Annotated in this window: 19 protein-coding genes; 9 read left to right on the top strand and 10 right to left on the bottom strand. The window is 69.0% G+C overall.

What is annotated here, in order from left to right; translation table 11 throughout:
* Window positions 1-55: 55 nt before the first annotated feature.
* Complete coding sequence (locus ACSHWB_RS01715) at window positions 56-2,383, bottom strand: Tex family protein (protein ID WP_439660321.1); 2,328 nt, start codon at window positions 2,381-2,383, stop codon at window positions 56-58.
* Between the two features lie 49 nt (window positions 2,384-2,432).
* Here ACSHWB_RS01715 and ACSHWB_RS01710 point away from each other — a divergent pair, with 49 nt between their 5' ends.
* The 3 genes from ACSHWB_RS01710 to ACSHWB_RS01700 all read left to right on the top strand — a co-directional run bounded on the left by ACSHWB_RS01710 (window position 2,433) and on the right by ACSHWB_RS01700 (window position 6,414).
* Window positions 2,433-3,524, top strand: a complete 1,092-nt coding sequence (locus ACSHWB_RS01710) for an alkaline phosphatase family protein (protein WP_439660320.1) — start codon at window positions 2,433-2,435, stop codon at window positions 3,522-3,524.
* 11 nt (window positions 3,525-3,535) lie between these two features.
* Window positions 3,536-4,396: a patatin-like phospholipase family protein gene (locus ACSHWB_RS01705; RefSeq protein ID WP_439660319.1), complete on the top strand. Its 861-nt coding sequence runs from the start codon at window positions 3,536-3,538 to the stop codon at window positions 4,394-4,396.
* A 323-nt stretch (window positions 4,397-4,719) separates the two neighbouring features.
* Window positions 4,720-6,414, top strand: a complete 1,695-nt coding sequence (locus ACSHWB_RS01700) for a discoidin domain-containing protein (RefSeq protein ID WP_439660318.1) — start codon at window positions 4,720-4,722, stop codon at window positions 6,412-6,414.
* A 274-nt stretch (window positions 6,415-6,688) separates the two neighbouring features.
* Here the strand turns inward: ACSHWB_RS01700 and ACSHWB_RS01695 are convergent, their stop codons facing one another.
* Complete coding sequence (locus tag ACSHWB_RS01695) at window positions 6,689-7,597, bottom strand: phosphotransferase (protein WP_439660317.1); 909 nt, start codon at window positions 7,595-7,597, stop codon at window positions 6,689-6,691.
* A 71-nt stretch (window positions 7,598-7,668) separates the two neighbouring features.
* Between ACSHWB_RS01695 and ACSHWB_RS01690 the strand changes: the two genes are divergently transcribed.
* The 3 genes from ACSHWB_RS01690 to ACSHWB_RS01680 are packed head-to-tail and all read left to right on the top strand — an operon-like array spanning window position 7,669 to window position 10,002.
* A complete protein-coding gene (locus tag ACSHWB_RS01690; protein ID WP_439660316.1) occupies window positions 7,669-8,238 on the top strand; it encodes an RNA polymerase sigma factor in 570 nt (189 codons plus the stop codon).
* Complete coding sequence (locus tag ACSHWB_RS01685) at window positions 8,235-9,044, top strand: hypothetical protein (protein ID WP_439660315.1); 810 nt, start codon at window positions 8,235-8,237, stop codon at window positions 9,042-9,044. Before ACSHWB_RS01690 ends, ACSHWB_RS01685 begins: the two co-directional genes overlap by 4 nt.
* A 43-nt stretch (window positions 9,045-9,087) precedes the next feature.
* A complete protein-coding gene (locus ACSHWB_RS01680) occupies window positions 9,088-10,002 on the top strand; it encodes an alpha/beta fold hydrolase (RefSeq protein ID WP_439660314.1) in 915 nt (304 codons plus the stop codon).
* Here ACSHWB_RS01680 and ACSHWB_RS01675 read toward each other — a convergent pair.
* Together ACSHWB_RS01675 and ACSHWB_RS01670 are read right to left on the bottom strand one after the other, a co-directional pair.
* On the bottom strand, window positions 9,912-10,415 hold the full coding sequence (locus ACSHWB_RS01675; RefSeq protein WP_439660313.1) for a hypothetical protein: 504 nt from the start codon (window positions 10,413-10,415) through the stop codon (window positions 9,912-9,914). The genes ACSHWB_RS01680 and ACSHWB_RS01675 overlap by 91 nt on opposite strands.
* Window positions 10,416-10,465: 50 nt before the next feature.
* Window positions 10,466-12,040 (bottom strand): WS/DGAT/MGAT family O-acyltransferase, encoded by a 1,575-nt coding sequence (locus ACSHWB_RS01670; protein WP_439660312.1) that lies wholly within the window; start codon window positions 12,038-12,040, stop codon window positions 10,466-10,468.
* Window positions 12,041-12,384: 344 nt separating this feature from the next.
* Here ACSHWB_RS01670 and ACSHWB_RS01665 point away from each other — a divergent pair, with 344 nt between their 5' ends.
* Window positions 12,385-13,077: an esterase/lipase family protein gene (locus ACSHWB_RS01665; RefSeq protein WP_439660311.1), complete on the top strand. Its 693-nt coding sequence runs from the start codon at window positions 12,385-12,387 to the stop codon at window positions 13,075-13,077.
* Between the two features lie 4 nt (window positions 13,078-13,081).
* Here ACSHWB_RS01665 and ACSHWB_RS01660 read toward each other — a convergent pair whose 3' ends face one another.
* Window positions 13,082-13,861, bottom strand: coding sequence for a helix-turn-helix transcriptional regulator (locus tag ACSHWB_RS01660; protein WP_439660310.1), 780 nt, complete (start codon window positions 13,859-13,861; stop codon window positions 13,082-13,084).
* Window positions 13,862-13,929: 68 nt separating this feature from the next.
* On the opposite strand from ACSHWB_RS01660, the gene ACSHWB_RS01655 reads away from it, so the two are divergent.
* Window positions 13,930-14,664 (top strand): SDR family oxidoreductase, encoded by a 735-nt coding sequence (locus ACSHWB_RS01655; protein ID WP_439660309.1) that lies wholly within the window; start codon window positions 13,930-13,932, stop codon window positions 14,662-14,664.
* A 2-nt stretch (window positions 14,665-14,666) separates the two neighbouring features.
* On the opposite strand, the gene ACSHWB_RS01650 is transcribed toward ACSHWB_RS01655, so the two are convergent.
* The 3 genes from ACSHWB_RS01650 to ACSHWB_RS01640 all read right to left on the bottom strand — a co-directional run bounded on the left by ACSHWB_RS01650 (window position 14,667) and on the right by ACSHWB_RS01640 (window position 17,998).
* Entirely contained in the window at window positions 14,667-16,028 is a 1,362-nt protein-coding gene (locus ACSHWB_RS01650) for a glycoside hydrolase family 28 protein (protein WP_439660308.1), read from the bottom strand.
* Window positions 16,029-16,100: 72 nt separating this feature from the next.
* Entirely contained in the window at window positions 16,101-17,018 is a 918-nt protein-coding gene (locus tag ACSHWB_RS01645; protein ID WP_439660307.1) for a hypothetical protein, read from the bottom strand.
* A gap of 11 nt (window positions 17,019-17,029) precedes the next feature.
* Window positions 17,030-17,998: a DUF2332 family protein gene (locus ACSHWB_RS01640; protein ID WP_439660306.1), complete on the bottom strand. Its 969-nt coding sequence runs from the start codon at window positions 17,996-17,998 to the stop codon at window positions 17,030-17,032.
* A 102-nt stretch (window positions 17,999-18,100) separates the two neighbouring features.
* Between ACSHWB_RS01640 and ACSHWB_RS01635 the strand changes: the two genes are divergently transcribed.
* A complete protein-coding gene (locus ACSHWB_RS01635) occupies window positions 18,101-18,859 on the top strand; it encodes an enoyl-CoA hydratase/isomerase family protein (RefSeq protein WP_439660305.1) in 759 nt (252 codons plus the stop codon).
* 203 nt (window positions 18,860-19,062) lie between these two features.
* Here ACSHWB_RS01635 and ACSHWB_RS01630 read toward each other — a convergent pair whose 3' ends face one another.
* Window positions 19,063-19,662 (bottom strand): MBL fold metallo-hydrolase, encoded by a 600-nt coding sequence (locus ACSHWB_RS01630; protein ID WP_439660304.1) that lies wholly within the window; start codon window positions 19,660-19,662, stop codon window positions 19,063-19,065.
* Window positions 19,662-20,750 (bottom strand): S-(hydroxymethyl)mycothiol dehydrogenase, encoded by a 1,089-nt coding sequence (locus tag ACSHWB_RS01625; RefSeq protein ID WP_401033201.1) that lies wholly within the window; start codon window positions 20,748-20,750, stop codon window positions 19,662-19,664. Before ACSHWB_RS01625 ends, ACSHWB_RS01630 begins: the two co-directional genes overlap by 1 nt.
* Between the last annotated feature and the right edge of the window lie 10 nt (window positions 20,751-20,760).

Genomic DNA, 20,760 nt, shown 5'->3' with positions numbered 1-20,760 from the left:
CGCCCGAATGAGAAAGGGCCCCTCCCACGCCGGGAGGGGCCCTTTCTCGTACGGCCTACTTGCCGAAACCGGCCTTGCGGAGCGCGTCCGCCATCGAACCGCTCGCGGCCGGCGGCGCACTGCGCTGCTGGCCACCGCGCTGGGGCTGCCCGCCGCGCTGCTGCGGACGACGGTCACGACCGCCGCCACCGCCGCCCTGCTGCTTCGGAGCGGGCTTGCCCGGCTCGTCGGTCAGGCGCAGCGTCAGCCCGATGCGCTTGCGGGCCTCGTCGACCTCCAGCACCTTCACCCGCACCACGTCACCGGACTTCACGACGTCGCGCGGGTCCTTCACGTAGGTGTTGGACAGGGCCGAGATGTGCACGAGACCGTCCTGGTGCACGCCGATGTCCACGAACGCGCCGAACGCGGCCACGTTCGTCACGACGCCCTCCAGCACCATGCCGGGCTTGAGGTCGGCGATCTTCTCGACGCCGTCCGCGAAGGTCGCCGTCTTGAACGCCGGTCGCGGGTCGCGGCCTGGCTTCTCGAGCTCGCGCAGGATGTCCGTGACCGTCGGCAGACCGAACTGCTCGTCCACGAACTTCTCCGGCCGCAGCTTCGTCAGCACGGCCGTGTTGCCGATCAGCTCGGTGCCCGCCTCGATCTGCATCTTCCGCACGACCGGGTACGCCTCGGGGTGCACCGAGGAGGCGTCCAGAGGCTCTTCGCCGCCACGGATCTTGAGGAAGCCCGCGCACTGCTCGAACGCCTTCGGGCCGAGCCGCGCCACGTCCTTCAACGCCTTGCGCGACTTGAACGGGCCGTTGGCGTCGCGGTGCAGCACGATGTTCTCCGCGAGACCGGCGGTGATGCCGGAGACGCGCGAGAGCAGCGGCACCGAGGCGGTGTTGAGGTCCACGCCGACCGCGTTCACGCAGTCCTCGACCACCGCGTCCAGCGAACGCGACAGCTTCGACTCCGCGAGGTCGTGCTGGTACTGGCCGACGCCGATCGACTTCGGGTCGATCTTCACCAGCTCGGCCAGCGGGTCCTGCAGACGCCGCGCGATCGACACCGCGCCGCGGATCGACACGTCGAGGCCCGGCAGCTCGGACGACGCGTAGGCCGACGCCGAGTACACCGACGCGCCCGCCTCGGACACCACGATCTTGGTGAGGCCCAGGTCGGGGTGGCGCTTGATCAGGTCGGCGGCGAGCTTGTCGGTCTCGCGCGAGGCCGTGCCGTTGCCGATCGCGATCAGGTCGACGTTGTGCTGCTTGGCCCACGCGGCGAGCTTCGCGATCGACTCGTCCCAGCGGTTCGCGGGCACGTGCGGCTGGATGACGCCGTGCGCGACGACCTTGCCGGTGGCGTCGACGATCGCGACCTTCACACCCGTGCGGTAGCCGGGGTCGAGGCCCATCGTGGCGCGCGTGCCGGCCGGGGCGGCCAGCAGCAGGTCGCGCAGGTTCGAGGCGAACACCTTGACGGCCTCGTCCTCGGCGAACTGGCGCAGCCGGCCGCGCAGGTCGATGCCCAGGTGCACGAGGATCCGGGTCCGCCACGCCCAGCGGACGGTGTCGGTGAGCCACTTGTCACCGGGACGGCCCCGGTCGTCGATGCCGAAGCGCGAGGCGATGCGCACCTCGAACGTCGAGGGACCCTCCTCACGCGGCTCCTCCGGCTCCAGGACGAGGTCGAGGACCTCCTCCTTCTCGCCGCGGAACAGCGCCAGGATGCGGTGCGACGGCAGCTTGGCGAACGGCTCGTCGAACTCGAAGTAGTCGGAGAACTTGGCGCCGTCGGTCTCCTTGCCCTCGCGGACCTTGGAGACGACGCGGCCGCGCGTCCACATCTGCTCGCGCAGGTCGCCGATCAGGTCGCCGTCCTCGCCGAACCGCTCGACCAGGATGGCCCGCGCGCCCTGCAGGGCGGCCGCGGCGTCCGCGACCTCCTTCGCGGGGTCGACGAACTTCGCGGCTTCCTCCTGGGGGTTCAGCCCAGGATCACCCAGAAGTGCGTCGGCCAGCGGTTCGAGACCGGCCTCCTTCGCGATCTGGGCCTTCGTGCGGCGCTTCTGCTTGTAGGGCAGGTACAGGTCCTCCAGCCGCGCCTTGGACTCGGCGGCGAGGATCTGCGCCTCGAGGGCGTCGTTGAGCTTGCCCTGCTCGCGGATGGAGTTGAGGACGGCCGCCCGGCGCTCTTCCAGTTCGCGCAGGTAGCCGAGGCGTTCCTCGAGCGTGCGCAGCTGGGTGTCGTCGAGACCGCCGGTCGCCTCCTTGCGGTAGCGGGCGACGAACGGGACGGTCGCGCCACCGTCGAGGAGTTCGACAGCAGAGCCGACCTGGCCTGCGGCCACTCCGAGCTCGTCAGCGATCTTCTGGTGGATGAGCGTTGTCACAGCGCGCCATTCTGCCCGTTGTCCGATTCGACGTGGCACGGTGTCCTTCATGACCATCGCCGAGGTCGTCCCATCACTGCTGTCGGGCCTGGACGTGCCGGGTGCCGACAACACGCTCGGGTTGCCCGCCGCCCGGCGTGTCGTGCTCCTGCTCGTCGACGGTCTGGGCCACGAGCTGCTGCGATCGCACGCCGAGCACGCCCCGTTCCTGTCGTCGATGGCCGGCCAGGAGATCTCCGCGGGCTTCCCGTCGTCGACCGCGACCAGCCTCGCCTCGATCGGCACCGGGCTGCTCTCGGGCGAGCACGGCATCGTCGGCTACACGTTCGAGGTCGGCGACGAGGTGCTCAACTCGCTGACCTGGGCGCGGGCCGACGACCGCCACCACGACCTGCGCAAGACGCTCGTGCCCGAGGTCGTGCAGCCGCACCCGACCCTGTTCGAACGCGCGTCGGCGGCCGGTGTCGCGGTCAGCGCGGTCGCCCCGCTGTTCCACCGCGGCAGCGGCCTGACCAGGGCGGTGCTGCGCGGCTCGTGGTTCCGCGGCGCGGCGGGGTTCGGCGACCTCGCCCTCGGTGCCCTCGCGGCCGTCGGGGAGGACCGGTCGTTCTGCTACGCCTACCACGCGGACCTCGACACGATCGGGCACTTCTACGGGCCCGGTTCCGAGGAGTGGTTGCTGCAGCTGGAGTTCATCGACGCGCTGGCGTCGCGGATCGCCGCCAGGATGCCACCGGACTCGATGCTCGTCGTCACGGCGGACCACGGCATGATCACCGCGGGGGAACGGATCGACTTCGACACCGAACCCCTGCTGTGGCAAGGAGTTCGCGTGATCGCCGGCGAGCCCCGGGTGCGGTATCTGCACACCGAGAGCGACGAGGTGCTGTCCGTGTGGCGCGAGTACCTCGGCGACCGCGCGGACGTGCTGACGCGCGAGGAGGCGGTGGACGCCGGGTGGTTCGGCCCGATCAGCCCGCTGGCGGTGGACCGCATCGGTGACCTCGTGGTGGCGATGAAGGGCTCCGCGGTGGTCGTGCGCACCCAGGCGGAGCCCAGCTGGACCGGCATGAGCGGGTTCCACGGGTCGCGCACGCACGCGGAGATGGCAATTCCGGTGCTCTTCCAGGTCTCGTCCTAGGATCACCGGACGTGACGATCGAACTGCCAGGACCAGTCGGTTTCGTGCTCGGAGGAGGCGGAAGCCTCGGTGCCGCGCAGGTCGGCATGCTGCGCGCGTTGCGGGAGCACGGCGTGCGGCCGGACCTCGTCGTCGGCACCTCGGTGGGGTCGGTCAACGGCTCGCTGCTCGCGCTGGACCCGGACAAGGCCGCCGAACGGCTGGCGGTGCTGTGGGAGGGCATGACACGGCAGCGGGTGTTCCCCGGCGGGCCGATCGCGCAGCTGAGGTCGTTGCGCACCAACAAGACCTACCTCTTCCCCAACACCGGTCTCGCGCACGTGCTGACCGAGGGGCTCGGCGGGTGTTCGTCCTTCGAGGAACTGGCGCTGCCGTTCGGCGCGGTGTCGGTGAACGGCGTGACCGGCGAGGCCGTGAACATCACCGAGGGCGAGCTGATCCCCGCGATCCTCGCCAGCGCGGCGATTCCCGGCGTGTACCCGCCGGTGCGCATCGGCGACCAGGTGCTCTACGACGGTGGTGTGCTCGCGAACGTGCCGATCCGGCAGGCGCTCGCGATGGGCGCGAAGTCGCTGGTGGTGCTGGACTGCGCGTTCCCCGGCCACCTGCCGACGGTGCCGGAGACGCTCGCCGAGACGTTGCTCTTCTGGGCGACTTTGGGGATGCGCAACCAGGCCGTGCTGGAGGTGGAGCTCGCCTCCCAGATCGCGCCGGTGCTGTACCTGCCCGGTCCGCCCGTGCAGGCCGTGACGCCGCTGGACTTCTCGCACACCGCGGAACTGGTCGAGGCCTCCTACCTGGCCTCGACCACGTTCCTCACCTCGCTGGAGTTCGCCGGCGTGGGGCTCTACGGGCACCCATCACACGGGTAGTGCGCTGAACTGATCGGAGGTCGGCGCGGCGGCGCGTGCTGAGCACGGAGGCCTGGGACATGTCACCGATGCTGACATCCGCCCGATGTCGCGGCCAAGGCCGCCCACGTGGTGGGCCGGCACGAAACGTCGGCTCATTTGGAGCCTTTATCGATTCGATCGCGATGTAACACGCTCAGACCTCCGATGACCTCTTGAAGACGGGCCGCCGGGTGGCGTAGACCTTTGCGCGGTAACCACCGAGCACGTCTTCCTACCGCCGCAGGGAGCGTCCACCAGGAGGCTGGCTCGTGCGGAAAACGTTGCGTCGTCTAGGCGTGTTGATGACCGCCGTTCTACTCGTTGCAGGCGTGAGCACCCCGGCGCACGCCGAGGTGCTGCATCCGCGGCAGGACTGGCTGCGGGCGTCCACGTCCGGCCTGTTCCTGCACTGGGGGATGCGGACGAACCCGGGCTACACCAGTTGCAGCGCTTGGGAAGCCGCCGTCACGGGTGGCGGGTGGAGTGCGCAGTACTGGGTCGACGAGGCGAAGAAGCTGCACGCGCAGTACCTCGTGCTGGCGTCGTTCCACAGCCGTCTCGGGTACGCGCGGGCGTGGCCGTCGGCGATTCCCGGGAGTTGCTCGACCAAGCGCGACTTCCTCGGCGAGCTGATCGACGCTGCGGACGAGGAAGGCGTGAAGGTCATCAACTACATGACCGACGACCCGCAGTGGCACGACGAGGGCGGGCACGAGTGGCTCGACTCCGCCGGGTACTCGAAGTACAAGGGCAAGTCGGTGAACCTGCAGGAGCGGCCGGGGTTCGGGCAGTTCAGCTACGACAACTTCGTCGAGGTCATGGCGCGCTACCCGAAGCTCGCCGGGTTCTGGATCGACAACGACAACGCGTACTGGGAGCAGAACGGCCTGTACGAACGGATCCGGCGCGACCGGCCGGACATGGTCCTCAGCAACAACAACGAGGACACCGCGATCATGGACACCATCAGCAACGAGCAGAAGACCGGCATGACGCCGAACTACGACTACCCGCAGGCGGTCTACACGGCGGCGCCGCGGCTCATCGAGGCGTGCTTCAAGCTGCCGAGCTCCGGTGCGTGGTGGTACTCCGGCTCGAACTCCGCCGTCGACTACAAGCTGACGCTGGGACGCCTCATCACCAACGCCGGCAGTGACGTCAAGGCGTTGATGGCCGAGACCGCGATGGTCAACGGCAGGTTCCCCTCGAACCAGGCCGCCTTCAACAACTTCACGAACACCTACCTCGGCGACATCTGGGAGTCGATCGGCGGCACGTACGGTGGCGGCTATCTCCACGGGGGCCTCAAACCGGGGTTCTGGAACGACGGCGCGCACGGCGTCACGACCGTCTCCAAGACCGACCCGAACCTGCACTACGTCCACGTGCTCACCACACCGTCCGGCAGCACGCTCAAAGTGCGCGACAACGGGTACAAGGTCAGCCGCGTCACGAACCTGCGCACCGGCGCGGACGTGACCTGGTCGCAGGCCGCCGGCACGATCACGCTCAACGGCATCTCGAACTGGGACCAGTACGACACGGTGTTCAAGGTCGAGACGGCCGGGCGTGAGGGGGTCATCCCGCCCTCGTCGTACACGATGAGCGCGTCAGCGAACGGGTCCGGCCACCCGGCCTCGCACGCGGCCGACGGCAACTACCAGACCTACTGGGACGCAACGGGTGCGGGCACCGTGTCGCTGCGCTTCGACCTGGGCTCGGCGAAGAAGGTCTCGTACGTCGCGCTGAACCAGCGCGAGGACTCGACCACCTACCCTGCGTCGAACTCCGCGCGCATCAAGAACTACAACGTCTACACGTCCGACGACGGTTCCAAGTGGACGAAGGTGAGGTCAGGGTCGCTGGCCAACCACCGCGCAGTGCAGTTCATCGACCTGCCGGCGAACACGACCACGCGGCACGTCCGGGTCGAGAAGACGTCCACGCAGGGCAAGGCGCAGCTGCGGGTCGACGAGGCGTGGCTGGGCCAGTACTAGCAGCGTGTCGCTGCTTAGTTGTGCTCCTTTTGAACCGGGCAGGTGGCTGAGCGGTGTGGTCGCTCGTCACCGAAAGCCCGGATGGTCGCGCTCTCACGCGCACGTGCAGCCGAGTTGGTGGTAGAAAACTGCTGGCGCAAGCGTTTGCTGATCACCTCAAGTACCGCCAACAGTGCAGGTGACAGCCATGAGAGCGCGATCTTCATGATCGAAGTCCGGCCACCTGCCGGCGTTCCTCCCACTCGTCGCTACTCCAAGAGACAGCTGCGACGCTCTACTGGCAGTCCAGCACCCGTTCGACGTTGTGCTCGGCGATCTCCCGCATCGCGTCCCGGTGCGGGAAGTCGCCGTCCAGCAACCGAAGCGGACCCTCCACGAGGGACAGGTGCTGTGCCAGCCGGTACAACGAGAGCCGTGCCGGGTCGAGGCCGGGCACCGGTCGGTAGTGCGGGCCGAACCGCAGCTCCAGGAACACGTGCTCCCACTCGACGTCGAAGAACATCACGCCCTCGATGTCGATCAGCACCGGCCGCCCGTCCGCCACGAGCACGTGATCAGGTCCCAGCTCGCCGTGGATCAGCCCGTACGACGCGCGCGGCTCGATCGCCGCGTGCCGTTGGCGCAGCTGGGTTTCCAGGCGTTCGCGCTCGGCCGCGATGCGTGGGACCCGTTCGCAACAGGCGTCCAGGTGCCCGAGTGCGCGCTCCAGCACCACGTCCGGCACCGGCGGCGCGTCCATAGGCTGCAACGCGCTCGGGCGGCCGTAGCGCGGGCTGGTGCGCCGGTGCATGGCCTCGAGGTCGTCCCACAACCGTTCCAGCGCCTCGGTGTCCTGGTCGAGCAGCTTCTCCAGGAACTCCGCCCCGAGGTCCTCGACCACGATCACGTCGGTGTCGACCAGCACCAGCCTCGGTACGCACATCCCGGCCTCGGACAGCGCGGTGTGCGCGGTGAGGAACAGGTCGCGCCCGCTCGCGTTGCCGAACAACGGGTCCTGCTCGTGCTCGGGCCAGTAGTCCTCGGAAGCACGCCAGACGTAGGCCACGCCCGTCGTGCCGTCGTCCAGCGTCAGCCGGTAGACGCCCTTCTTGCTGCCGCCGTGCAGTCGGGCTACGTCGATCAGCTCACGGCCGTACGCCGCCTGCGCGATGTCCGCGAGGTCGGCCATCCCCAGATGTGCCACGCTGCGGAACGTTAGTGGCAGGCGCGTGAAACTGGTGCCAACACTTCTGGGGCGGGCGGACACGTACAGACATGACGACCGAAGACGACCGCGCGTTGTGGTCGCAGGCCGCTGGGGGCAGTGCGCACGCCTTCGGAGTGCTGTTCGACCGGCACGCGAAGGCGGTCTACAACCACTGCTTCCGGCTGACGGCGTCCTGGGCAGAGGCCGAGGACCACCTGCAGGCCACCTTCCTGCTGGCGTGGCGCAAGAAGAGCCAGGTGGCGCGGCTCGAACGGGAGTCGGCGCTGCCGTGGCTGCTCACCGTGGCGACCAACGTCGTGCGCAACGAGCAGCGGTCCCTGACCCGGCGGGTGAAGAACCTGCGACGCCTTGACGAAGAGCGAGCGGTGCCCGACCACGCGGACATGGTCGCCGCACGGCTCGATGACCAGCAACGGATGAAAGAGCTGCTCAAAGCCGTGGAGAAGCTGCCGCGCAACGAACGTGAGGCGCTCGCCCTCTGCGTGTGGGCCGAGGTGTCCTACGAGGACGCCGCCGCCGTGCTCGGGATCGCAGCGGTGAGCGTGCGGGCACGGGTCAGCAAGGCGAAGGCGAAACTCCAGCAGCAAGCGCTCGTGCACGTCGGGGAGGACCGATGACCACCATGCTCCCGCCGGCACGCGACCTGCCCCCCGGCCGCCATGTCAGGATCCGCGCCCGGCTCGAACGGTCCATCCACCGGCGCCGGCTCGGCATGCGCTTCGGCACCATGGCCACGGCGCTCGCCGCGGTGGTCACCGCGGTGATGCTCGTGCTGCCCGAACAACCGGCCGGCGAGTACTGGTCGACCCGGCCCACGATCCCCGGACTGAGCGAGCAGCAGGCCGACGACATCGAGGAAGGCTGCCGGAAGGCGTCGGGGACCCCCGCCCGGCCGGTGCTGCGCCGCTACCACCAGGACGCCGCGGGAACGTTCGCGCTGCTCTACACCCCGACCGACGCGCTGGCGTGCGACCTCACCACACCGGGCAGCTACTTCTCGAACAGGTACCTGCCGGGCAGGAAGGGCTTCGACACGCGCTGGCTCAACGGGCACTTCTCGATCGACTACCAGAACCAGACGAGCGGGGACCGCGCCCGGCGGCCGGGCAGTCAGACCGTGGCGGGGCGGGTGGACTCCGAGGTCAAGCGGATGACGTGGTCGGTGCTCGGCAAGACCGTCGAGGCCGAGATCTCCGACGGCACGTTCGTCGCGCGGCTCCTGTGGCCCGCCGACTGGGACCACCCCGGCAACCAGGACCCGAGAGAGGCGCTCAGGGCCTACGACGCCGAGGGCAAGGTGCTCGGCGACACGCTCCTGGACCTGAGCTGGTGTTACGTGGACCCCGAGAACAACGTCGTCTCGGGCTGGTTCGACGCGAAGCCGGCGCTGGACGACTGCAAGCCCGCACGACCCTGGCGCTGAACGTCACTACCAACCGGTTGGCTCAAGCGACATACTGGTTGGTATGACGACTGTGGCGAACTTCGGCGGCACCAGCCACCACGCGGACCTCGACGGGCCCGTGCACTGGGTCGACTTCGGCGGACCGGAGGACGGCCCGCGCATCGTCCTCGTGCACGGGCTCGGCGGCTCGCACCTCAACTGGGTGCTGCTGGCGCCGTTGCTCGCGCAGAAGGCCCGTGTCACGGCCGTCGACCTCGCCGGGCACGGCCTGACGAACCCGGAGGGGCGCGAGACCACGGTCCAGGCCAACACGAGGCTCCTGGGCCGGTTCCTGCGCGAGGTCGTGGGGGAGCCGGCGATCCTGGTCGGCAACTCGATGGGCGGGCTGATCTCGCTCTTCCAGACCGCCTACGACCCCGCGCTGGTCAGGGGCCTGGTACTGGTCGACCCGGCGCTGCCGATGGTGTTCGGGACCCGGCCGGACCCGACGATGCTCAGCACGTTCTTCCTGTACTCGGTGCCGGGGCTCGGCGAGCGGTTCCTGGCGAAGTCGCGGTCGGTCCCTGCCCGCCGCCAGGTCGACCGCCTGCTGGAGCTGGTCTGCGCGGACCCGTCCGGCATCCCCGAGGAGCTCAAGCTCGCCAGCGAGCACCTGATCGGCGAGCGCGCCAAGGTCGACGGCCTCGACAAGGCGTTCCTCGCGGCCGCGCGCAGCGTCGTGTTCACGACGTCCAAGCGCGGCGCCTACTACGCGGCGATGTCCAAGGTCCGCGTGCCCGTGTTCCTGATGAGCGGCGACCGCGACAGGCTCGTCAACGTCGCCGCCGCCCGGTACGTCGCCCGCAAGTACCCGCACTGGCGCTACGACGAGTACGCGAACGTCGGTCACGTGCCCCAGATGGAGATCCCCGAGGTCGTGTCCGAGCGGGTCCTCGACTGGATGGACGCCAGCCGCCTGAGCACGTCCGCGAGCTGACCCAGGGTGAGCCGCTCCCGCAGCACGGGGGCGGCCCCGGTCAGCACGAAGTGGTCGTCGAGCTGCTCGACGCCCGTCAGCTCGATGCCGCGCGGCAGTTCCGGCACCGCGAACACGCGCGGGGGCAGCCACTTGTGCAGCCGCACGTGCAGCTCCGAGCCGACCAACCGGACGGTCAGCGGGAACCAACTGACCGGTTGCAACTCCGGGATGTCCGCGAAGTCCACCTCGACCCGGAACTCGACGGGCGAGGACACCAGGACCGCGGGCGGGTTCACGTGCACGTCCCGGCAGACGACGGTCGCGCGGCGGGCACGCCAGCGCGACCACCGCACGTTCTCCAGCTCGATCCGGACGTCGTCGACCTGGCCGAGAGCCAGTCCCAGGGCGCCCAGCCGCGCGTCGAGTCCCACCACGGTCAGGTGCAGGTCGTGCGCACCCGCCTGAACCGTCAGATCGTGTCTCAGGCCTGGGTCTCCGGCTTCACACCGTTGGTCGTCGTCTTGGCGGTCGCCCGCACGGGGCGGGGCTTGGGGGCGGGCTTCTTCGCCGCGGGCTTGGGAGCGGCGGGCTTGGGAGCCGCGGGCTTGGGAGCCGCGGGCTTGGGAGCCGCAGGCTTGGCCTCCACCACCGTCTGGGCCACCTCGGTCCTCTCCGCGGCCTCGGCGGCCAGCGCGACCATCTCGTCGAACCCTGCCCGGATGCCGTCCGCGAGCAGCTGCACGTCCGGCACACCGTCGAAGTCGGCGTTGATGCCGAACGTGAACCTGTCGAGGTAGGAGAAGATGCCGACGGTGATCCGGATCGTCGAGGCGACCGGCACGTACGGGAACATCTCCACCAGCGGGCGGCCGAGCATGTAGAGCGGGATGCGCGGGCCGGGCACGTTCGTGGTGACGGTCTGCAGGATCTGCTGCGGGAACCGCATCGCGGTCCGCGAGCCCAGCGCCATCAGCGTCGGCGCGGCGAAGTTCGACAGGTTCGTGATGACGTCGGCGCCGGCGGCCTGGCGCGAGCTCTTCAGGTCGTCCATCTGCGCGCGGATCGACGCGAGGCGCTTCACCGGGTCGGCCTCGCCCACGGGCAGGTTCACCAGCACGGCGCTGACGCGGTTGTTCAGCTCGTTGTGCTGGTCGGCCTTGCGCATCGACACGGGGACCATGGTCCGCACGACCATGCCCTCGGTCAGTTCGCCGCGCTTCTCCAGCAGGTCCCGGAAACCGCGCGTGATCGCCGTCAGGATGACGTCGTTGACGGTGCCACCGGCGGCGGTGCGGATCTGTTTGATCTCAGCCAGGTTCGCGCGCGCCCACACCCAGCGGCGGTGCGGTCCGATCGGACCGTTCAAGGAAGTCGCCGCACGCGTGACCAGACGCTTCGCCGTACCGGGAAGAGAACCGAGAACGGTCTTGCCGAAGTCCATGATCTCGCTCAGGGAGCGCACGTTCCGCGCCACGGCGGGCAAAGCGGACAGGTGCTGCACCGGCGTCACCACGGCGTCGCGCACCCCGTCGATGACCAGGTCCAACGTGGACGGCTGCGGCTCGGGCTTCCACTCCTTCGGCTCCGGGAGGACGCTCTCCTTCTTGAAGTCGAGGATGAGCTGCAGCATGTCCGAACCGGACACTCCGTCGATCATGCAGTGGTGGACCTTGGAGATGATCGCCCAGCGGCCGCCTTCGAGGCCCTCGACCAGCCAGGCCTCCCACAGCGGCTTCTTGTCGTCGAGCTTCTGCGCGAAGATCCGGCCGGCGAGGTTGCGCAGCTGGTCCTCCCCGCCCGGCGACGGCACCGCGGTGTGGCGCACGTGGTAGAGGATGTTGAAGTGGTCGTCGTCGACCCAGACCGGACGGCCGACGTGGAACGGCAGCGCCTTCACCTTCTGCCGGTAGCGCGGCACCTGGTCCATGCGCGCCAGGAAGAGACGGATCACGTCGCCGTAGGACGGGGCCGGCCCGTCGAAAACCAGGACGGAACCGACGTGCATGGGCACGTTCTCGTCCTCGATGAAGTAGAAGCTGGCGTCCAAACTGCTCATCCGATCCACTTGAAAAAGAGTAGAGGACGGATGCGTCTCAATCGACGTCCATGCAGGTGAGAGGCACTGCACAGCTGTGAGGTTGCCAACGTGTTACCTGCAGGTGGCGAATCGAGACTCGAAAGTACTGGCAAAAAGATCGTTCACGAAACATCATGGACCCACTGGGCAACGACGCCCAGGGCGCCGGCTCGGGGTTGTCGACGTGTGGGGAGGCTCCTATGTCTGCCGTACCTTCGGACGAAGTCTACGAAGTGCCTGCTGCTTCGCCCCTCCACCTCGTCAGAGGCTCCGCGCCCGGTTTGTTCTGGTATCTCACCGAGCCCACCCGCTGCGCGATCGACGTGAGCGAGTTCGTGGCCACGCGCTCGATGCTGCGGGGCGCGCCGTCCGGTGACGGCCACCCGGTCCTGGTGTTCCCCGGTCTCGGGGCGGCCGACTCGTCCACGGTGATGCTGCGCCGTTTCCTGTCCGGGCTGGGGTATCAGGTGAGCCCGTGGGGTCTGGGCCGCAACATCGGGCCGACGCGCAAGGCCGTGGACGGCATGCACGCGTTGGTGAAGAAGGTCTCCGACGCCTGCGGGCCGGTGTCCATCGTCGGCTGGTCGCTGGGCGGGATCTTCGCGCGCGAGATGGCGCGCGACCACCCGCACCGCGTCCGCCAGGTGATCACCATGGGGTCGCCGTACAACATGAGCGATCCCGTGCAGTCACGGGCGATGCCCGCGTTCGCGCTGTTCTCCCGGCTGCACATCCCGAAGGACGAGTTCCCGCCGCTGGAGTCGACGAGGCCGCCGATCCCGGTGCCCGCCACGTCGATCTACTCCAAGACGGACGGCATCGTCTCGTGGGAGTCGTGCGTCGAGGAACCGGGGCTGCGCAGGGAGAACGTCCAGGTGTCGTCCTCACACCTGGGATATGGCTTCAACTCCAGCGTTCTGTGGGTGGTCGCGGACCGGCTGGCACAGGCGGAGGGCACGTGGGCGCCCTTCGCCGCGCCGCCCGGGATGGCCCGCCTGTACCCGCGCGCCGCCTAGGCCCTCAGCACGGCCGTTCGTCCGAGTAGACGACCAGCGTCTGGTCGGGCTGCTCGGCGAGGTGGAACGCGGTGTAGGCGTAGTCGAGCGGCCCTCTTCCGGGGTGCCGCAAGCGTTTCCGGCCGCCGTGCCGGGGCTGCACGTCGTACTGGGGCCACCAGGAGCGCACCTCCTGGCTGGCCTCGTGCAGGTCGTCGATCAGCCGGGTGAACCGCTCGTCGGCGGGGTGCTGGCCGGCGAGCGCGCGGAGCTTGGCGAGCAGTCCGCGGGCCTCCACCTCCCAGTCGATCAGCACGTGCCGCGACCGCGGGTCCGTGAACACCCAGCGCGCGAAGCTCGGGTTTTCCTCGCCGAGATCGGGAAAGAGCTCGGCCGCGGCCTCGTTGTGGCTGAGCACGTCGTAGGTGGCGCCGATGATGAACGCCGGGTGCGGGTCCAGAAACCCAGGCACGGCAGCCACTTCCGGTGCCAGCTCGGCTTCGGGGATGTGCGGCCTGGTGTGGCCCGCGAGCCGGAACAGGTGGTCCTTTTCGGACTGACCGAGCCCGAGGGCGGCGGCGAGCGCGCCGAGCACCTGGTCGGACGCCTGGACGTCGCGGCCCTGTTCCAGGAACGTGTACCAGGTCGCGCTGATCCCGGCGAGTACGGCGAGCTCCTCGCGGCGCAGACCGGGAGTCCGGCGCCGGCCGGTGCGCGGCAGGCCCGCCTCGGCCGGGGTGAGCCGCTCGCGCCGGCTGCGCAGGAACGCACCGAGTTCGTGGCGCTGTTCGTCCGTTCGTCGCATCCTGGCACCTCCAGTACCAGAATAAAGGGGCTCTGGATACCAGGCTGAGCCTGACGCAGGCTGGGTTCATGGTTATCAAGGACGAAGTCGTGGCGATCACCGGCGCCAGCAGCGGGATCGGCGAGGCGACCGCCCTGCTGCTCGCGGAACGGGGCGCGCGCCTCGTGCTCGGCGCACGCCGGTCGGAGCGTCTCGCGGACCTCGTGGCCAGGATCGAGCAGGCAGGCGGCACGGCCGTGCACACGCGCACCGACGTGACCCGCCGCGAGGACCTGCACGCGTTGGTGGCACTGGCCCAGGAGCGTTTCGGACGGCTCGACGTGCTCGTGAGCAACGCCGGAGCCGGCCCGATCTCGCCGCTGGACGACCTGCGCGTCGACGAGTGGGACGAGATGGTCGACGTCAACATCAAGGGCGTGCTGCACGGCATCGCGGCAGCACTCCCGGTCTTCCGCGAGCAGCAGTCAGGGCACTTCATCACCACCTCCTCCACGGCCGCGTTCACCGTCGTGCCGTCCATGGCGGTCTACGCGGGCACCAAGGTCGCGGTGCGGTCGATCTGCGAGGGCCTGCGCCAGGAGGCTGGTCCGTCGGTGCGCGTGACCACGGTGTTCCCTGGCTTCGTGCACACCGGTTTCGCGGAGGCGTCGAGCAACACCGCTGTGCGGGAACGGATCGCGGGCATGCGCGACGAGATCGCGATCCCGCCGGCCTCGATCGCCCGCGCCGTCGCGTTCGCGATCGAGCAGCCGGCCGACGTCGACGTGAACGAGATCGTCGTGCGGCCGACTGCCCAGGGCTAGGACTACTTGGTCATCGGCTTGCCGTTCGCCGTGACGTTGGTGAACTTCAGGCCGTCGACGTTCTTGACGGTGTTGGTGGTGCTGCCGAGGCCGTCGAACTTCGAGTCGCGCAGGTCGAGGCCCTTGACGTGCTCCTGCGAGAGCCCGGACACGTCGAGGACCTTGGAAGCCTTGGTGCAGCTGGAGTTCGACACGGAGAACGGCCCGAACTTCGGCACGTTGCCGCCCGTCTGCGAGTTGTAGGTCGTGGTGACGTAGACGAACGCGCGCCCGAAGACGCCGGACACGCTGTCCAGGTTGATGTTCTGCGAGAACCCGCCGCGCTGGGTGTTCGACTTGACGTACAGCGCGAACTTGGTGGCGTTGACGCAGTTCAGCCGGTAGCCGTAGACGTTGCGGATGCCGCCGGTCTGCTCGGAGCCGCACGTGATGGCGCCCCAGTTGCCGTTCATGCGGCAGTTGACGACGACGATGTTCTGGCACGGCACGTTGATCCGCCGCCCGTCCTCGTCGCGGCCCGACTTGATCGCCACGTTGTCGTCGTGCGCGCCGAGGTCGCTGTTGGAGATCACGACGTGGTCGCACGACTCCGGGTCGCACGCGTCGGTGTTGTTGGCCGACGTCGTGGGATCGGTGTGCACGTCGTCGACCGTGACGTTCTTGCAGAGCGTGGGGTGGATCTGCCAGAACTTGGGGTTCTTCAGCGTGAGGCCCTGGATCAGCACCGTGTCGCAGTCGTAGGGCTCGATGAACGTCGAGCGCATGTTCTTGCCGGAGCCGGGGACCACGCGCTTCTCGGGCGGGGTTCCCTTGGCCACCAACGACTCCAGGTACGAGCGGTCGCTGCCCTTGTTCCAGCCGCCGGTGGCGCCCGCGTCGAGCGTGCCCTTGCCGGTGATGGCGATGTTGGTCTGCTTGTGCGCGTAGACCATGGGGGAGCGGTTCATGCACTCGATGCCCTCGTAGCGCGTGAGCACCGTCGGGAACTTCGAGGCGTCACCGGAGAACTTGAGCAGCACGCCGTCCTCGAGGTGGAAGTCGACGTTGCTCAGCAGGTGGATCGCACCCGTGACGTAGGTGCCCTTCGGCACCACCACGTGCCCGCCGCCCGCGGAGTTGCAGGCGGCGATGGCCTTCTTGAAGGCCTCGGTGTTGTCGGTCTTGTTGTCCCCCTTGGCGCCGTACGCCGTCGCGTCGAAATTCCGGTCTGGGAACGACGGGAGCTTCGTGTTGCGCACGATCTCGTTGGCGGCCGGCCAGGGCAGCTCCGGAACCGCGATCGCCGTCCTCGTGAGCAACGGGGTGGCGATCGCGGCCACGACGGTGGACTTCATCAACAGTCTGCGGTTGATCCTGCCGTCCATGCGACGTCCTTCTTCCGCGTCGAAGGGCACGGCGGCGGTGTTGCAGAAAATACTGTAAACGTTTGCAGCGGGTCAGCGGAAGGCGTTGCGCGTGTACGTCAGGCTGAAGGCGCCCTTGTTGGTGAAGTACCTGTCGACCACCAGCGCCGGATCGGTGGCCAGGTAGCCGCGGTAGATCGCGCCGTCGTTCTGGTCGTCCCAGCCCCACGGCGCGTTGGCCGCGTTGTCCTTGCCGTTGTCACCGCGGAACGTGCCGAACGACGAGTAGGTCTCCGCGTTGTTGCGGCGCGCCCACATCCCGCCGGCGTCCAGGGAGTTCACCAGCCGGTAGCCGACGCTGCGGTCGTTGCCGCCCGACGGCACCTCACCGGTCGCCGCGGGCTGGTAGACCACGCCGTCGCCGCCGGGGAAGTCCGCGCCGTTCCAGCGGTACAGGCCGTGGCCCTTGGCCTCCTGGAACGTGGCGGGGCGGCCGCCGACCAGCAGCAGCGTGCCGTCGATGGTCTCCGACCCGTTCCGGTACGGCGACCCGGCGGGCACGTAGGAGTAGAAGTCGCTGTGCGCCACCGTGACCGCGGCTTCGAGCGTGCCGAACCCGCTGTCCTTGCGGACGACGAACAGGGCGCCCTCCAGGTCGTTCTCGTGGGTCCTGGTGCCGAACGGGTCGGGCTGGTCGTCCCAGTCGCGCGGGTGGAAGAAGCTGTAGACGAGGAACCAGTGCGTGGACGTCTCGACCACCGAGTAGTACGCGGCGCCGGTGAGCTTCGCGAGCTGGGGCTGGTTCTCCCAGTTGTTCAGCGTGTTCCAGTCGCCGTCGAAGTCCACTGTGGACAGGTAGTCGGCGTCGTGGTCCGAGGAGTCGGTGTCCTGGTGGTGGACCGGGGCCCAGTGCAGTGCCAGGTCGTGGTCCGAGACCGCGGCCTGGGCGGGCGCGGTGAGGGCCGTGGTGAAGAGGGCGACGGCCAGCAGGGAGGCACGGATCGTTTTCACGACGCCGGAGGTTAGCTGTAGATGGTGACCGTCAGCCGGGGGTTCGAGCGAAAGTCCGTCGACTCGTAGGCAACGCGCGCGAGTGGCATCGAGCCGGCCGCCGCGGTCAGCGTCGTCTCGATCTCGTGGCGCTCGTCCTCGGTCAGGTAGGCCCAGAACGAGCTGTGCCAGACCACCGTGTACGTGCCGCGTTCCTCGGGCGGCACGAGGTTCTCGCGCAGCCACCGACCGGCAGGCGAGCGCGCCACCTTCACGCCGACCTTGGCCGCGAGCTCGATGGCGTCGTCGAGGTCCCACCGCAGCGCGTCGTGCTCCGGCGGGATGAACGAGTGCAGGATCATCGCGTGCTTGGGGTCGCCGGGATCGCGCGGCTGCAGGTCGCAGCCGGCCCTGTCGACGATCTCCAGGTTCGCCGGCTGCGGCCCGATCGCGGCCAGCCGCACCGGCGAGTCCTTGTCGCCCCACTCCCAGCCGAGGCCGAACCAGCGGTAGTGGTCGAGGATCAGGTTCAGTCCCGCGCACGCCCCGAGCTCGAGCAGCCGGACCTTCGGCGCCCCGATCATCGTCAGACCGCGCAGCAGGAACCCGGCCGTCTTCGGCTGGTGCTGCTGCACCGTGCGGTCGAGCGCGGCCAGGATCTCGCCCGCGTTCTCGACGATCGCGCGCCGTGCCGCGAGCCACGCCAGCAGCGCCGTCGAGTCGGACTCCCCGGCCATCGCGGCCGCGTGCGCACTGGCGAACCGCTGGCTGAGCTCCGGCGCCTTCCCCGACAACATCAGCAACCGCACGCCCGCGAGCGCCTGGATGCCGAACAACGGGCTGTGCACGGCGCTGTGCGAGCACAGCAGGTCCGACACCGGCCCGCCCCGGTCGAGCTCACTGGCGAGTTCGGAGAGGATGCGCGCGGACACCGGCGCGCTGGTGCGCAACCGCACCGCGAGCGTGCGCAGCGTGGAAGCACCAATGGCGGCCGCTGTCACGTTCCCTCCCTCTTCGGCAGGGCGACTTTACAAGGGCATGAACACATTGCTACCAACTGAGACCGCGCGTGCCGCCAGAAGGCGGTAGGTATCGTGCGCCGGGTGAGCGAGTTCCTGGAGCTGTCCGCGGCCGGTCCGGTCGCCACGTTGACGATCAACCGCCCGGCCAAGCGCAACGCGATGTCCTACGAGATGTGGTCGGCCATCCCGGGGCTCCTCGCGCAGGTTTCCGCAGATGAGACCACTCGGGTGCTCGTCATCCGCGGCGGCGAGCACTTCTCGGCCGGCGCCGACATCGCCGAGTTCTCGACCCTGCGCCGCGGCGCCGAGGGCGCCGCGCACTACGGCGAAGCGGTGCACAACGGCGAACGGGCTATTGCTGAGCTGGGCAAACCCACGATCGCCGCGGTCTCCGGTTTCTGCGTCGGCGGCGGCTGTGAGATCGCACTCGCCTGCGACATCCGGGTGGCTTCCGCCGAGGCCCGGTTCGGCATCACGCCCGCGAAACTCGGCATCGTCTACAACTTCACGTCCACCAAGGCGTTGGTGGACGCGGTGGGCCCGGCGTGGGCGAAGCAGATCCTGTTCTCCGCCGACCTGATCGACTCGGCCACGGCGCTGCGGATCGGACTCGTGAACGAGGTCGTGGAGTCTCTGGACGCCCGCGTGAAGGAGCTCTCCGAGCAGATCGCCGGGCGTGCGCAGGTGTCTGTGCGCGGGGCCAAGAAGATCATCAACTCGATCACGGACGGCGGGCACGAGGACGACTTCGTGCGGGCGCTGTACGCGGAGGCCGCCTCCAGCGCCGACTACGCCGAGGGCGTGACGGCGTTCCTGGAGAAGCGGCCTCCGCGGTTCTAGCCCTCCCTTAGCGGTGAAAGCGTCTGCAAGTACCACCAACTCTTGATCGAATCGCCGTTACCTACTACCAACTGAGCCGGCCGCGTTGTCGGACCGTTTCCGCGGACGCCGGAGTTGGTAGTAGGAAAACGCTGGGTGATCTTGAGTTGGTGGTACTTGCAGACGCCAGAGGCCGACCGCGAACTGGTGGCTCGCGGCGGTGGCTAGAACACCTCAGCGGCGATCGTGGTGTCCGCACCGTGCCCGGTGTGCACCACGGTCTCCCCGGGCAGCGTCAGCAGCTTCTCCCGGATCGACGCCTCGATCGTCGGCCGGTCCGAGAACGACCGCCCGGTAGCCCCGGGCCCACCCTGGAACAACGTGTCCCCGGTGAACACCGCGCCCAGCGACGGCACGTAGAAGCACACGGCGCCAGGCGAATGCCCAGGCGTGTGCAGCACGCGGATCTCCTCGCCGGCCACCGTGAGCACCTGACCGTCCTCCAACGCCAGGTGCGGGAGCACGCCGGTGTGCGTCAGGTTCCACACCACGTGGTCGGCCTGGTGCAACGCCAGCGGCGCCCCGGTCGCGTGCGCCAGATCCGGCGCGACCCGAACGTGGTCGTCGTGCGCGTGCGTCAGCAGAATCGCCACCACCCGACGCCCGTCCACGACCTTCAAAATCGCGTCCACGTCGTGCGGGGCATCGATGACCACGCACTCCGACGAGTCCCCGATGACCCAGACGTTGTTGTCGACGTCGAAGGTCTCGCCGTCCAGCGAGAAGGTGCCCGACGTGACGGTGTGGTCCACCCGAAGCGACATCAGAACACCACGACCGATCGCAGGACCTCGCCGCGGTGCATCTTCTCGAACGCGCCCTCGACGCCGTCCAGCGGGATCTCCTCGCTGACGAACGCGTCCAGGTCGAAGCGGCCCTGCTGGTACAGGTCCACCAGCATCGGGAAGTCGCGCGTCGGCAGGCAGTCGCCGTACCACGACGACTTCAGGGCGCCGCCGCGCGAGAAGAAGTCGATCAGCGGCATCTCCAGCCGCATGTCCGGCGTCGGAACACCCACCAGGACAACGGTTCCGGCGAGGTCGCGGGCGTAGAACGCCTGCTTCCACGTCTCGGGGCGGCCGACCGCGTCGATGACGACGTCCGCGCCGAACGAGTCGGTCAGGTCCTGGATCGCGGTGACCACGTCGTCGACTTCACGCGCGTTGATGGTGTGGGTGGCGCCGAATCCCTTGGCCCACTCCAGCTTCTGCGGGTCGGTGTCGACGGCGATGATCTTCGCCGCACCGCCGATGCGCGCGCCCGCGATGGCGCCGTCACCGACACCGCCACAGCCGATCACGGCCACCGAGTCGCCGCGGCCGACGCCGCCGGTGTTGAGAGCCGCGCCGACGCCGGCCATCACGCCGCAGCCCAGCAGGCCGACGGCGGCGGCGCGGGCGGACGGGTCGACCTTCGTGCACTGTCCTGAGTGGACCAGGGTCTTCTCCACGAACGCGCCGATGCCCAGCGCCGGGGAGAGCTTGGTGCCGTCCGCCAACGTCATCGGCTGCGACGCGTTGAACGTCGAGAAGCAGTACCAGGGCTTACCGCGGCGGCAGGCGCGGCACGTGCCGCAGACCGCGCGCCAGTTCAGCACGACGAAGTCACCGGGCGCCAGGTCCGAAACGCCTTCACCGACCGACTCCACGACCCCCGCGGCCTCGTGGCCCAGCAGGAACGGGAAGTCGTCGTTGATGCCGCCCTCGCGGTAGTGCAGGTCGGTGTGGCAGACGCCGCACGCCTGGATCTTCACGACTGCCTCGCCGGGGCCGGGATCGGGCACCAGCACCGAGGTCAGCTCGACGGGTTGTCCTTTGCCCCGGGCGACGATGCCCTTGACCTCTTGCGCCACTGCGACTCCG

It is taken from the genome of Lentzea sp. HUAS TT2 (assembly GCF_051853195.1).
Classification (GTDB): Bacteria; Actinomycetota; Actinomycetes; order Mycobacteriales; family Pseudonocardiaceae; genus Lentzea.
The sequence above is the reverse complement of the archived record's forward strand: the minus strand, read 5'-3'. Positions and strand labels throughout refer to the sequence as shown.